The following is a 12,539-nucleotide window of genomic DNA, read 5'->3' as shown; positions in this document are numbered from 1 at the left end:
GGTCGTCAGACCACGACCGGCTCCGGCTCCAGCCGGATGCCGAAACGCTCGTAGACGCTGGTCTGGATCGCCTTGGCCAGCGTCATCACCTCGCCGCCGGTCACCGGGTTGGCGCTGCCGCCGCGGTTGACCAGCACCAGCGCCTGGCGCTCGTAGACGCCGGCATTGCCGACCGACTTGCCCTTCCAGCCGCAGGCATCGATCAGCCAGCCGGCCGCCAGCTTGATGCTGCCGTCGGCCATCGGGTAGTGCACGATCTTCGGGTCGCGGGCGATGATGTCGGCGCACTGCTCGGGCGTCACGGTCGGGTTCTTGAAGAAGCTGCCGGCATTGCCGAGCACCCGCCAGTCGGGCAGCTTGGCGCGGCGGATGGCGCAGATCCAGTCGAAGACCTCGATCGCCTCGGGCTGGAAATTGCCGGTCTCGTCCATCTTTCGCTCGAGGTCCAGGTAGCCCAGCACCGGCTTCCAGGGCCGCGGCAGCCGGAACCGCACCCGCGTGATCAGCGCCCGGCCCGCCAGCCCGAAATCGTTGCCGCCGCTGGCGGCGTGCTTGAACACCGAATCACGGTAGCCGAAGGCGCACTGCGCCGCATCGAGCGTGAAGACGCGGCCGGTCTGCAGGTCGATGGCGTCGAGCGACTCGAAGCGGTCTTGCAGCTCGACCCCGTAGGCACCGATGTTCTGCACCGGCGAGCCGCCAACCGTGCCGGGGATCAGCGCCAGATTCTCGAGGCCCGGGAAGCCCTGCTCGAGCGTCCAGCGCACCGTGTCGTGCCAGACCTCGCCGGCGCCGGCCTCGATGATCCAGGCCCGGGGTGTCTCGTCGACCAGCCGGAGGCCCTTGATCTCGACCTTCAGGACCAGCGGCTTGACGTCGCCGGTCAGCACGATGTTGCTGCCGCCGCCGAGCACGAACTTGGGCGCGTCGCGCCACTGCGCGTCGGCCAGCAGCGCCGCGACGTCGGCCTCGCCGCTGATGCGCGCCAAGTGCTGGGCGCGCGCGACGATGCCGAAGCTGTTGTGCTGCTGCAGCGGTACGTTGTGCTCCACGATCATGGGAGAATTGTCGCATTCGCACACCGCGCGAACCCGTGCGCGGCCCCCTTTCCTTCTTTTTTGTTGCTGCCGGAGCCTTTCATCCATGCCGTCCTTCGACACCGTTTGTGAACCCAACTTGCCCGAGGTCAAGAATGCGGTCGAGAACACCGCGAAAGAAATCGGCACGCGCTTCGACTTCAAGGGCACGGCCGCCTCGGTCGAGCTCAAGGACAAGGAAATCACCATGATCGGCGACGCCGAGTTCCAGCTGGTGCAGGTGGAAGACATCCTGCGCGCCAAGCTGACCAAGCGCAGCGTCGACGTCCGCTTCCTCGACAAGGGCGACGTGCAGAAGATCGGCGGAGACAAGGTCAAGCAGGTCATCAAGGTCAAGAGCGGCATCGAGACCGAGACCTCCAAGAAGATCCAGCGCCTGATCAAGGACAGCAAGCTCAAGGTGCAGGCTTCGATCCAGGGCGACGCCGTGCGCGTCACGGGCGCCAAGCGCGACGACCTGCAGGCCGCGATGGCACTGATCAAGAAGGACGTGCCCGACATGCCGCTCAGCTTCAACAACTTCCGCGACTGACGCGCTCCCCATGAAAAAGCCGCTCCTCGCGCTCCTGTGCGCGGCAGCCTGCGCCCTGGCGCAGGCCCAGTCGGTCACGCTGACCGGCACCATCGGCAGCCGCGCGATCCTGATCGTGAACGGCGGCGCACCGAAGACGCTGGCTGTCGGCGAGACTTTCCAGGGCGTCAAGCTGGTCTCGCTGCAGGGCGAGCAGGCCACGGTCGAGGCCGAGGGCAAGCGGGTCGCGCTGCGCATGGACACGCCGGTGAGCATCGGCGGTGGCGGGCCTGCGGGCGGCGGCGGCACCCGCATCGTGCTGCCGGCGTCGAGCGGCGGGCACTTCATGGCCCAGGGCGCCATCAACGGCCGGTCGGTCAACTTCATGCTCGACACTGGCGCCACCACCATCGCACTCTCGGCCGCCGACGCGCAGCGCATCGGGCTCGATTTCAGCAAGGGCCAGCCGGTGCGCATGAACACGGCCAACGGCGTGTCACAGGGCTATCGGGTGAAGCTCGGTTCGGTCCGGGTCGGCGACGTCGAGGTCTACGACATCGACGCCATCGTCTCGCCGGAGCCGATGCCCTACATCCTGCTCGGCAACAGCTTCATCAGCCGCTTCTCGATGCGGCGCGATGCCGACCAGATGGTGCTCGAGAAACGCTTCTAGCGCGGCTCCCAGGCCGGGCTCAGTTCACGGCTGCCGTCACCACGATTTCAATCTTGTAGCCCTGCTTGGCCATCGCGGCCTGGACCGTGGCGCGCGGCGGCGTGTTTCCGGCCGGGATCCAGGCGTCCCAGACCTCGTTCATCGCGACGATGTCGGTGATGTCCGAAAGAAAGATCTGCACCATGAGGAGACGCGACTTGTCGCTGCCGGCCTCGGCCAGCAGGCGGTCGACCATCGCCAGCACCTGCGCGGTCTGGCCGCGGATGTCCTGCGACAGGTCGTCGGCCACCTGGCCGGCGAGGTAGACCGTGCCGTTGTGGACCGCGGTCTCGCTGAGGCGCGGACCGACGTGAAAGCGCTGGAGGGTGGCCATGGGATGTGTCCTTGTTGGTTGCTATGTTTTCTTCGAACCGAGCCTGGACTCGGTACCGGCCGCCAGTCGACGGATGTTCTCCCGGTGGCGCCAGACCAGCAGCAGGCTGATCGACACCAGCACCAGCAGCACCGCGAGGTCGAGCGGCCAGGCGATCTGGCCGCCGATGAGGTAGTAGGCCGGCGCGAAGAACGCGGCCACGATGGAAGCCAGCGACGAGTAGCGGAAGAAGACCGCGATGATCAGCCAGGTGACGCCGGTCGCCAGGCCCAGCAGCGGCTCGATGCCGACCAGCGCACCGGCGGCGGTCGCCACCCCCTTGCCGCCCTGGAAACCGAAGAACACCGGATAGAGGTGGCCCAGGAAGGCCGCCAGGCCGGCCACCGCGGCGGTGCCCGCGCCCAGGCCCAGGCCGGCGCCGAAGTGGTGGATCAGGAACACCGGCAGCCAGCCCTTGAGCGCATCGAGCAGCAGGGTCGCGAGCGCCGCACCCTTGTTGCCCGAGCGCAGCACGTTGGTCGCACCCGGGTTCTTGCTGCCATAGCTGCGTGGGTCGGCCATGCCGAGCGACTTGCTGACGATGACGGCAAACGAGAGCGAGCCGACCAGGTAGGACAGGACGATCGCGATCAACGAGGGGATGTAGGAACTCACGGTTTCTCCGGGCGCCTCCGTTCGAGGCAGCCGGCTATTCTGCCAGCGCGCACTGCACCGGCTGGGCGCCGAGCAACTGGAGGCACACCTGCGGGTCGATGCCCACGAGATAGCCGCGCCGTCCGCCGTTGATCGCGATGCGCGGCAAGTCGAGGATGGTCGACTCGATGTAGACCGGCATCGCGCGCCGGGTGCCGAAGGGCGAGGTGCCGCCGACCAGGTAGCCGCTGTGGCGGTTCGCGACCTCGGGCTTGCAGGGCTCGATCGACTTGGCGCCGATCTGGCGCGCCAGGTTCTTGGTCGACACCGTTCGGTTGCCGTGCATGAGCACGATCAGCGGCTTGGCGTCCTGGTCCTGCATGACCAGCGTCTTGACCACCGTGAAGGGGTCGAGGCCGAGCACCTCGGCACTGTGCTGGGCGCCGCCATGCTCGAGGTACTCGTAGGGGTGCTCGGTGAAGGCGATGCCGTTCGCCCGCAGCAGCTGGGTGGCGGGGGTTTCGGAGACGTGGGGTTTCTTGGCCACGGTTTTTAGTCAGTTGAGGACAGAGCAAAAACTGCTGCGCAGTTTCTTGGTCTGTCCCGCAAGGTCTCAGGAGGTCGAGGACAGAGCAAAAACTGCTGCGCAGTTTCTTGGTCTGTCCCGCAAGGTCTCAGGAAGCAGGATCTCGCATTTCCCACCGGATCTTGTCGATCTCGGCCAGCAGCTCCGGCGACAGCGTGGTGCCCCAGGCGTCCAGGTCTTCGTTCAGCTGGGCCACCGAGGTGACGCCGATGATGGTGCTCGCGACCTGCCATTTGGTGTAGCAGAAGGCCAGCGCCATCTGCACGGGCGTCAGGCCGTGCTCGCGGGCCAGCGCGTTGTAGCGGCGTGCCGCCTTCAGCGCATCGGGACGGCCCCAGCGCTGCTTGCGCACCGATTCGTAGCTCGAGATGCGGGCGCCCCTGGGCGCGTCCGGTCCCTCGGTGCCGCCCAGGTCGTACTTGCCGGTCAGCAGGCCGAAGGCCAGCGGCGAATAGGCCAGCAGCGACACGCCCAGGCGGTGCATGGTCTCGTCGAGCCCGTTCTCGGCCGCGCGGCTGATCAGGCAGTAGACGTTCTGCACCGTCGCCACGCGCGGCAGGCCGTGCTGTTCGGCCAGCCGCACGAATTCGTGCACGCCATAGGGCGTCTCGTTCGACAGGCCGATCGCGCGCACCTTGCCAGCCTTGACCAGCTTGCCCAGCGCTTCGAGCTGGTCGTGGATCGGGGTGGTCGAGGTCTCGCGCTTCGGGTCGTAGTAGAGCTGGCCGAAAGCCGGCACATGGCGCTCGGGCCAGTGGATCTGGTAGAGGTCGATGACATCGGTCTTCAGGCGCTTGAGGCTGGCTTCGCAGGAGGCGGCGATGTCGGCCGGCGTCATGCCGCTGCCCTCGCGCACCCACGGCATGCCGCGCGACGGGCCCGCGACCTTGGTGGCCAGCACGAGCTTCTGGCGCGCTGCGGGGTTTTTCTCGAACCAGTTCCCGATGATGGTTTCGGTGGCGCCGAAGGTTTCCTTGCGCGCCGGCACGGCGTACATCTCGGCGGTGTCGATGAAGTCGACGCCGCGCTCCAGGGAACGATCGAGGATCGCGTGGGCGGTGGGCTCGTCCACCTGCTCGCCGAAGGTCATGGTGCCGAGGCAGATCGGCGTGACATGGAGGTCGCTCTGACCGAGTTGGATTTTTTGCATGGCCGAAATGCTACAGGGTGGATGCAACGCCTGTCTTGCAGTCGACTGCACCGCCCGCCGGGGGTCCTTATCATCGGATTCGATGTACCAAGCCCTCCGCCCCTCCCGCAGCGAATTCGTCCCGGTCCGCCACCTGAGCTACCACGTGCGCCTGTGGGGCCACCCCTCGGCCGACCGGCCGCCGCTGGTCATGATGCACGGCTGGATGGACGTCGCGGCCTCCTGGCAGTTCGTGGTCGACGCGCTCGCCGAAGACCGCTTCGTGGTCGCGGCCGACTGGCGCGGCTTCGGACTCACCGACGGCGGGACGGTCGACAACTACTGGATGCCGGACTACCTGGCCGATCTCGACTGGCTGCTGGACCACTACGCCGGCGACACCCCGGTCGACCTGGTCGGCCACAGCATGGGCGGCAACACGGTCATGCAGTACGCCGGCGTCCGGCCGCAGCGCGTGCGTCGGCTGGTCAACCTCGAAGGCTTCGGCATGCCGGTCCTGAAGCCCGAGCAGGCGCCCGAGCGCTTCGGCAAGTGGATCGACGAGATCAAGCGCCTGCACCGCGGCGAAATGGCGCTGGCCGCCTACCCGGCGGTCGACGGCGTGGCGCGCCGGCTCATGAAGACCAACCCGCGCCTCAGCCAGGACAAGGCCGACTGGCTGGCCGCCCACTGGTCGGCGGCGCGGCCGACCGCCGAGGGCGAGCAGCGCTGGGAGATCCTCGGCGACCCGGCCCACAAGATCATCAACGCCAACCTGTTCCGGGTCGACGAGATGCTGGCGCTGTACGCCGCCATCCGGGCGCCGCTGCTGGCGGTCGAGGCGTCGGACGACAGCCTGGGCCGATGGTGGAAGGGCCGCTACACGCTGGACGAGTACCACGAGCGCCTGAAAAGCGTGCCCGATGCGCGCATCGCGCGGGTCGAGGACGCCGGCCACATGCTGCACCACGACCAGCCGGCCGCCGTGGCCCGCCTGATCGAAGAATTCACCGCCGCCTGAGCGCGCTCCCCCTGCCCCGGACCCGGCCATGCCGGGCATGAGAAAATACGCGGTTTCCCCCGAACACCGTCAGGACACCCCATGGATGCAGAGCAAATCAACCAAATCGGCGCAACTCTCGCGGACCTGAGCGCCCGCACGGTCGATTTACGGAGGTATCTTTGACTACGATGCCAAAGCTGAACGACTGAGGACAGTCAACGCGTCGCTCGAAGACCCGAACGTCTGGAACGACCCCAAGAAGGCCCAGGAGCTGGGCAAGGAAAAGAAGGCGCTCGACGACGTCGTGGTCACGCTCGACCGGCTCACCAGCGGCCTCGCGGACAACACCGAACTGTTCGAGATGTCGAAGGAAGACGGCGACATGGACGGCCTGCAGGCGATCGCCGATGACGCCGCCAAGCTCGAAGCCGACATCAAGCAGCTCGAGTTCCGCCGGATGTTCAACAACCCGGCCGATCCGCTGAACGCCTTCGTCGACATCCAGGCCGGCGCCGGCGGCACCGAGGCCTGCGACTGGGCCAGCATGCTGCTGCGCCAGTACCTGAAGTACGCCGAGCGCAAGGGCTTCAAGACCCAGATCGAGGACGAGACCCCGGGCGATACCGCGGGCATCAAGGGCGCGACCATCAAGGTCGAGGGCGACTACGCCTTCGGCCTGCTGCGCACCGAGACCGGCGTGCACCGGCTGGTGCGCAAGTCGCCCTTCGACTCCTCGGGCGGCCGCCACACCAGCTTCGCGAGCATCTTCGTCTACCCGGAAATCGACGACTCGATCGAGATCGACATCAATCCGTCGGACGTGCGCACCGACACCTTCCGCGCCAGCGGCGCCGGCGGCCAGCACATCAACAAGACCGACTCGGCGGTGCGGCTGACGCACATCCCGACCGGCATCGTGGTGCAGTGCCAGGACGGCCGCAGCCAGCACAGCAACCGCGACGTCGCCTGGAAGCGGCTGCGCTCGCGCCTGTACGACCACGAGATGCGCAAGCGCCAGGAAGAGCAGCAGAAGCTGGAAGACAGCAAGACCGACGTCGGCTGGGGCCACCAGATCCGCAGCTACGTGCTGGACAACAGCCGCATCAAGGACCTGCGCACCAACGTCGAGATCTCGGCGACGCAGAAGGTGCTGGACGGCGATCTCGATGCCTTCATCGAAGCGTCCTTGAAGCAGGGCGTCTGATGCAGGCCGCGACCCGCAAGGTGGAAGCCCTGATCTTCGACATGGACGGCACCATGGTCGACTCCATGCCCTGGCACGCCAAGGCATGGATCGAGTACGGCATCCGCCATGGGGTCGAGATCGACATCCCGAAGTTCATGCGGCAGACCACCGGCCGCACTGCCTTCGAGTGCGCCTGCGAGCTCATGGGCCGGGAGGTGAGCGAGGCCGAGAGCGCCGAGATCACCCATCACAAGGAATCGATCTACCGCGAGCTCTTCGGCGCCCATTTCCGCGAAGTGCCGGGCTTCGGCGCCTTCAACCGGGCCGCGGTCGCGCGTGGGCTGAAGGTCGCGGTCGGCACCGCCGGCGACAAGCACAACATCGCCTTCACGATGTCCCACCTGCGTCCGGACCCCGCGCCGCTGGCGATCGTCGGCGGCGACGAGGGCCTGCCCGGCAAGCCGCAGCCGGCCATCTTTCTCGAAGCCGCACGCCGCATCGGCGTAACGCCATCGCGCTGCATCGTGTTCGAGGACGCGCCTTTCGGCATCGAGGCCGCCCGCCGCGGCGGCATGCTGGCGGTGGCGGTCTGCACCACCCACAGCGCCAGCGAACTCGCGGGGCCGCACGTGATCGCGGCCGTGCGTGACTACAACGAACTAGCCAACTCAAACTTCCTGGAGACACTCGATGCTGCTGCGTGATGCCCAAGGCCAACCGATCGCGATCCGTCGCGAGGACTACAGCGCGCCGGCCTACTGGATCGACACGGTCGAGCTGACCTTCGACCTCGACCCGGCCAAGACCCGGGTCCTCAACCGCATGCGTCTGCGCCGCAACCCCGAGGTCGCGCCCGAGCCGCTGCGCCTCGACGGCGACGAACTCAACCTGGCCCGCGTGCTGGTCGACGGCCAGGGCGCCTCGTTCCGCATGGAGGCCGACCAGCTGGTGATCGACAGCCTGCCCGACGCCTTCGAGCTGGAGATCTTCACCACCTGCTGCCCGGTCAAGAACACCAAGCTCATGGGCCTGTTCGTGAGCGAGGACACCTTCTTCACGCAGTGCGAGGCCGAGGGCTTCCGCCGCATCACCTACTTCCTCGACCGCCCTGACGTGATGGCCAGCTACACGGTGACCTTGCGCGCCACCAAGGCCGCCTACCCGGTGCTGCTGTCGAACGGCAACCTGGTCGAGCACGGCGACCTGCCCGAGGGCCGCCACTTCGCCAAGTGGGTCGACCCGTTCCGCAAGCCCAGCTACCTGTTCGCGCTGGTCGCGGGCAAGCTGGTGGCACGCGAACAGCACATCAAGGCGCGCAACGGCCGCGAACACCTGCTGCAGGTGTATGTGCGCGCCGGCGACCTCGACAAGACCGAGCATGCGATGAACTCGCTGATCAACTCGGTGCTGTGGGACGAGGCCCGCTTCGGCCTGCCGCTCGACCTCGACCGCTTCATGATCGTCGCCACCAGCGACTTCAACATGGGCGCGATGGAGAACAAGGGCCTGAACATCTTCAACACGAAGTACGTCCTGGCCAACCAGGCCACCGCGACCGATGCCGACTACAGCAACATCGAGAGCGTGGTCGGCCACGAGTACTTCCACAACTGGAGCGGCGACCGCGTCACCTGCCGCGACTGGTTCCAGCTGTCGCTCAAGGAAGGCCTGACGGTCTTCCGCGACCAGGAGTTCAGCCAGGACCTGTGCGCCGATGCGTCGGCGCGCGCGGTCAAGCGCATCGAGGACGTGCGCGTGCTGCGCACCGCCCAGTTCCCGGAAGATGCCGGCCCGATGGCGCACCCGGTGCGGCCCGACAGCTACATCGAGATCAGCAACTTCTACACCGTCACCATCTACGAGAAGGGTGCCGAGGTGGTGCGCATGATGCAGACGCTGGTCGGCCGCAAGGGCTTCGAGCGCGGCATCACGTTGTACTTCGAGCGCCACGACGGCCAGGCCGTGACCTGCGACGACTTCGCGCAGGCCATCGCCGATGCCAACCCCGACACCGAGCTGGCGCGCCTGCTGCCGCAGTTCAAGCGCTGGTACAGCCAGGCCGGCACGCCGCGCCTGGCGGCCCACGGCGTCTACGACGCGGCCTCGCGCAGCTACACGCTGAGCTTCGTGCAGAGCTGCCCGCCCACCCCGGGCCAGGCGACCAAGGATCCGTTCGTGATCCCGGTCAACCTGGGCCTGCTCGGCGCCGACGGCCGCGAGCTGCCGGTGCAGCTCGAAGGCGAGGCCGAGGGCACGCCGGGCACCCGCACCCTGGTGCTCACGCGCGCCGGCGAGCAGTACACCTTCATCGGTCTCGACGCCGAGCCGGTGCCCTCGATCCTGCGCAGCTTCAGCGCGCCGGTGATCCTCGACTACGCCTACTCGGACGCCCAGCTGCTCACCTTGCTGGCCAGCGACCCCGACCCGTTCAATCGCTGGGAAGCCGGCCAGCGCCTGGCGCTGCGGGCGGCAATCCGCGCGATCAACGAGCCGGCCCTCGCCGGGGAGCAGCCGCTGGACGAGGCCTTCGTCGACGCGATGCGGAGCGTGCTGCGCCATCCGCAGCTCGACGCCGCCTTCAAGGAACTGGTGCTCACCCTGCCCTCCGAGACCTACATCGCGGAGCAGCTCGACGTGGTCGACCCGCAGCGCGTGCACGCGGTGCGCGAAGCCATGCGGGCGCAGCTCGCCACCGCGCTGTTCGCCGATTGGGAGCAGGCCTACGAGCAGAACCGCGACACCGGCGCCTACACACCCGACCCGGTCTCCTCGGGCCGCCGGGCGCTGGCGGGCATCGCCCTCACCCACCTGTGTCTGGCGGCGCGGGCCTCGGGCGACAACGTGTGGCCGGGCAAGACGCTGCAGCGCTTCAAGGACGCGGGCAACATGACCGACCGCTTCAATGCGCTCAGCGCGCTGGTGTCGTCGGGCCATGCGCTGGCGGCGCAGGCGCTGGCGCGCTTCCACGAGATCTTCAAGAACGAGGCGCTGGTGATCGACAAGTGGTTCTCGCTTCAGGCCGGCGCGCCGGACCGCGGCGGCGACATCCTGCCGCTGGTCAAGCAGCTCATGAAGCACCCGGACTTCTCGATCAAGAACCCGAACCGCGCCCGCAGCGTGATCTTCAGCTACTGCAGCGCCAACCCCGGCGCCCTGCACCGCCCCGACGCCGCCGGCTATGTGTTCTGGAGCGACCGCGTGATCGAGCTCGATGCCATCAACCCGCAGGTCGCGGCCCGCCTGGCGCGCGCTCTCGATCGCTGGAGCAAGCTGGCCGAGCCCTACCGCAGCGCCGCCCGCGAGGCGATCGCCCGCGTCGCCGCGCGGCCCGACCTGAGCAAGGACACGCACGAGGTGGTCACCCGCGCGCTGTCGATCTGAACCCGCAAGGACCCGAAGAACTTCATGGCCCAATCCAAGATATCCCTCACCCGCTACCTGGTCGAGCAGCAACGCGCCGACGGCCTGATCCCCGGCCAGCTGCGCCTGTTGCTCGAAGTGGTGGCGCGCGCCTGCAAGAGCATCAGCCAGGCCGTCAACAAGGGCGCGCTCGGCGGCGTGCTCGGCACGGCCGAGAGCGAGAACGTGCAGGGCGAGATCCAGAAGAAGCTCGACATCATCGCCAACGAGGTGCTGATCGAGGCCAACGAATGGGGCGGCCACCTGGCGGCCATGGCCAGCGAGGAGATGGAAAGCATCCACGTGGTGCCCAACCGCTACCCGCAGGGCGAATACCTGCTGCTGTTCGACCCGCTCGACGGCTCGAGCAACATCGACGTCAACGTCAGCATCGGCACCATCTTCAGCGTGTTGAAGAAGCCCGACGACACGCCCGGCGTGCAGGAGGCCGACTTCCTGCAGGCCGGCGCCAAGCAGGTGGCGGCCGGCTACTGCATCTACGGCCCGCAGACCACGCTGGTGCTGACCGTGGGCGCCGGCGTCGCGATGTTCACTCTCGACCGCGAGCAGGGTTCCTTCATGCTGACGCAGGAGGACATCCAGATCCCGGCCGACACCAAGGAATTCGCGATCAACATGAGCAACATGCGGCACTGGGACGCCCCGGTGAAGCGCTACATCGACGAATGCCTGGCCGGGAAGGACGGTCCGCGCGGCAAGGACTTCAACATGCGCTGGATCGCCAGCATGGTGGCCGACGTGCACCGCATCCTGATGCGCGGCGGCGTCTTCATGTACCCCTGGGACAAGCGCGAGCCCGAGAAGGCCGGCAAGCTGCGCCTGATGTACGAGGCCAACCCGATGAGCTGGCTGGTCGAGCAGGCCGGCGGCGCGTCGACCAACGGTCGCCAGCGCATCATGGACCTGCAGCCGACCAAGCTGCATGAGCGCGTGGCTGTTGTGTTGGGGTCGAAAAACGAGGTCGAGCGGCTGACCAGCTATCACGATCCGCTATAATCGAAGGCTTAGCCGGTGTAGCTCAGTCGGTAGAGCAGCTCATTCGTAATGAGAAGGTCGGGTGTTCGATTCATCTCTCCGGCACCATATGCAGTAAGGAAAGCTCGCTATCAAAACGATAGCGGGCTTTTTTGCTTTCAGATGTCTGTAGGCAATCTGTAGGCAAGTCGTCCAAAGAACAGTGGCTTGCTTGAAGATCATCTGTTGCTGCGGGCGAGGATGGCCGACCTCCTCGCCTGGTTGCGGAACCGACCCCATTGGTCGGCCGTCTTAGGCCGAGCCGTTTGGGCAGGAGGCTGTTTGCTGATTTGATTCGCACGCGGGGATGTTTTCTGCGCGTGAGATACCGAGCGGTTTCCAGCGAGCAGGCGCTCCAGGCCATTCGATACCCCACCTCACCCCCACCCCTCCAAGCGTTGCGGGACACGCCAGCGTTGCCTCTCATTGCGCGGCCGGCTTGACCGAAAGCCCCCGCCTATCGGCGGCAACGTGGTCCCATCAGCTTCAGGGTTGACGCCTGTCATACCAAAGCGCCCAATCAATCTTTGCCGGACTGGGGGCGACATGAAGACATCTTCAGTCGCGGCAGTTGTCGCAGGTTGCTCACTGGTTCTCGGCTGCGACATGGAGCCTCAAGTCCTGTTCGTGACGGATGGAGATCCGTTTTCACTCTCTGCAGTTGACCGATGCCCAAGGCGTATGCATCGCACCCTATCGTATTTCCTACCTCACTACGTTCGATGGCGCAGCGTCCAATGGATGTTGGGTTCGGGAAGGGCCGAACATCCGCACTCAATTTCCGACATTGAAAGACAAGCTCGGTTGATGTCCCAGGAAGTGGTGTAAGTCTTCTTTCACTCGCTGCGCGGCAAGGCGCGTAGGGCGTAGCCCGAAGCGGCTTGCCGCGCAGCGACTGCTTCCTTCGGGAGGTG

The 12,539-nt window shown here is 66.8% G+C and carries 12 protein-coding genes and 1 tRNA gene; 8 read left to right on the top strand and 5 right to left on the bottom strand.

Annotated features, from left to right (window positions below; translation table 11 throughout):
• Nucleotides 1-5: 5 nt before the first annotated feature.
• Nucleotides 6-1,058, bottom strand: a complete 1,053-nt coding sequence (murB, locus tag QZH52_RS32315) for a UDP-N-acetylmuramate dehydrogenase (protein WP_301815179.1) — start codon at nt 1,056-1,058, stop codon at nt 6-8.
• An 85-nt stretch (nt 1,059-1,143) separates the two neighbouring features.
• On the opposite strand from murB, the gene QZH52_RS32310 reads away from it, so the two are divergent.
• Entirely contained in the window at nt 1,144-1,629 is a 486-nt protein-coding gene (locus QZH52_RS32310) for a YajQ family cyclic di-GMP-binding protein (protein ID WP_286503767.1), read from the top strand.
• Nucleotides 1,630-1,639: 10 nt separating this feature from the next.
• Nucleotides 1,640-2,281: a retropepsin-like aspartic protease family protein gene (locus QZH52_RS32305; protein WP_301815178.1), complete on the top strand. Its 642-nt coding sequence runs from the start codon at nt 1,640-1,642 to the stop codon at nt 2,279-2,281.
• A gap of 19 nt (nt 2,282-2,300) precedes the next feature.
• Here QZH52_RS32305 and QZH52_RS32300 read toward each other — a convergent pair whose 3' ends face one another.
• The 4 genes from QZH52_RS32300 to QZH52_RS32285 all read right to left on the bottom strand — a co-directional run bounded on the left by QZH52_RS32300 (nt 2,301) and on the right by QZH52_RS32285 (nt 5,023).
• Nucleotides 2,301-2,654, bottom strand: a complete 354-nt coding sequence (locus tag QZH52_RS32300; RefSeq protein WP_301815177.1) for a RidA family protein — start codon at nt 2,652-2,654, stop codon at nt 2,301-2,303.
• Nucleotides 2,655-2,675: 21 nt separating this feature from the next.
• Entirely contained in the window at nt 2,676-3,308 is a 633-nt protein-coding gene (gene plsY, locus QZH52_RS32295) for a glycerol-3-phosphate 1-O-acyltransferase PlsY (RefSeq protein WP_286527123.1), read from the bottom strand.
• Nucleotides 3,309-3,342: 34 nt separating this feature from the next.
• The gene (locus QZH52_RS32290; RefSeq protein ID WP_301815176.1) at nt 3,343-3,834 is read right to left on the bottom strand and encodes an aminoacyl-tRNA deacylase; all 492 of its coding nucleotides are present in this window, start codon (nt 3,832-3,834) and stop codon (nt 3,343-3,345) included.
• Between the two features lie 127 nt (nt 3,835-3,961).
• Complete coding sequence (locus QZH52_RS32285) at nt 3,962-5,023, bottom strand: aldo/keto reductase (protein WP_301815175.1); 1,062 nt, start codon at nt 5,021-5,023, stop codon at nt 3,962-3,964.
• Nucleotides 5,024-5,105: 82 nt separating this feature from the next.
• On the opposite strand from QZH52_RS32285, the gene QZH52_RS32280 reads away from it, so the two are divergent.
• From QZH52_RS32280 to QZH52_RS32255, 6 genes are all read left to right on the top strand, one after another.
• Complete coding sequence (locus QZH52_RS32280; RefSeq protein ID WP_301815174.1) at nt 5,106-6,023, top strand: alpha/beta fold hydrolase; 918 nt, start codon at nt 5,106-5,108, stop codon at nt 6,021-6,023.
• A gap of 81 nt (nt 6,024-6,104) precedes the next feature.
• Nucleotides 6,105-7,209 (top strand): peptide chain release factor 2 gene (gene prfB / locus QZH52_RS32275; protein ID WP_286368760.1). Its coding sequence is split into 2 segments (ribosomal slippage): nt 6,105-6,185 and nt 6,187-7,209, totalling 1,104 coding nucleotides; the frame shifts between segments, so codons are not numbered across the junction.
• Nucleotides 7,209-7,895, top strand: coding sequence for an HAD family hydrolase (locus QZH52_RS32270; RefSeq protein ID WP_301815173.1), 687 nt, complete (start codon nt 7,209-7,211; stop codon nt 7,893-7,895). The genes prfB and QZH52_RS32270 overlap by 1 nt, the downstream gene beginning before the upstream one ends.
• On the top strand, nt 7,882-10,572 hold the full coding sequence (gene pepN, locus QZH52_RS32265; RefSeq protein WP_301815172.1) for an aminopeptidase N: 2,691 nt from the start codon (nt 7,882-7,884) through the stop codon (nt 10,570-10,572). The genes QZH52_RS32270 and pepN overlap by 14 nt, the downstream gene beginning before the upstream one ends.
• A gap of 24 nt (nt 10,573-10,596) precedes the next feature.
• A complete protein-coding gene (locus tag QZH52_RS32260) occupies nt 10,597-11,607 on the top strand; it encodes a class 1 fructose-bisphosphatase (protein WP_286536400.1) in 1,011 nt (336 codons plus the stop codon).
• An 11-nt stretch (nt 11,608-11,618) separates the two neighbouring features.
• Nucleotides 11,619-11,694 (top strand) — tRNA-Thr (locus QZH52_RS32255).
• The last annotated feature ends 845 nt before the right edge of the window (nt 11,695-12,539 follow it).

Source organism: Variovorax ginsengisoli (assembly GCF_030486595.1).
Taxonomy (GTDB): domain Bacteria; phylum Pseudomonadota; class Gammaproteobacteria; order Burkholderiales; family Burkholderiaceae_C; genus Variovorax; species Variovorax ginsengisoli_B.
Note: the sequence above shows the minus strand (reverse complement) of the source record. Positions and strands in the feature narration are given on the sequence as shown.

Excerpts from the sequence above, each read along its gene's own strand:
- pepN (WP_301815172.1), top strand. The coding sequence starts at position 7,882 with ATGCTGCTGCGTGATGCCCAAGGCCAACCGATCGCGATCCGTCGCGAG.
- QZH52_RS32260 (WP_286536400.1), top strand. The coding sequence starts at position 10,597 with ATGGCCCAATCCAAGATATCCCTCACCCGCTACCTGGTCGAGCAGCAA.
- QZH52_RS32310 (WP_286503767.1), top strand. The coding sequence starts at position 1,144 with ATGCCGTCCTTCGACACCGTTTGTGAACCCAACTTGCCCGAGGTCAAG.
- QZH52_RS32285 (WP_301815175.1), bottom strand. The coding sequence starts at position 5,023 with ATGCAAAAAATCCAACTCGGTCAGAGCGACCTCCATGTCACGCCGATC.
- QZH52_RS32300 (WP_301815177.1), bottom strand. The coding sequence starts at position 2,654 with ATGGCCACCCTCCAGCGCTTTCACGTCGGTCCGCGCCTCAGCGAGACC.
- QZH52_RS32305 (WP_301815178.1), top strand. The coding sequence starts at position 1,640 with ATGAAAAAGCCGCTCCTCGCGCTCCTGTGCGCGGCAGCCTGCGCCCTG.
- QZH52_RS32280 (WP_301815174.1), top strand. The coding sequence starts at position 5,106 with ATGTACCAAGCCCTCCGCCCCTCCCGCAGCGAATTCGTCCCGGTCCGC.
- QZH52_RS32270 (WP_301815173.1), top strand. The coding sequence starts at position 7,209 with ATGCAGGCCGCGACCCGCAAGGTGGAAGCCCTGATCTTCGACATGGAC.
- murB (WP_301815179.1), bottom strand. The coding sequence starts at position 1,058 with ATGATCGTGGAGCACAACGTACCGCTGCAGCAGCACAACAGCTTCGGC.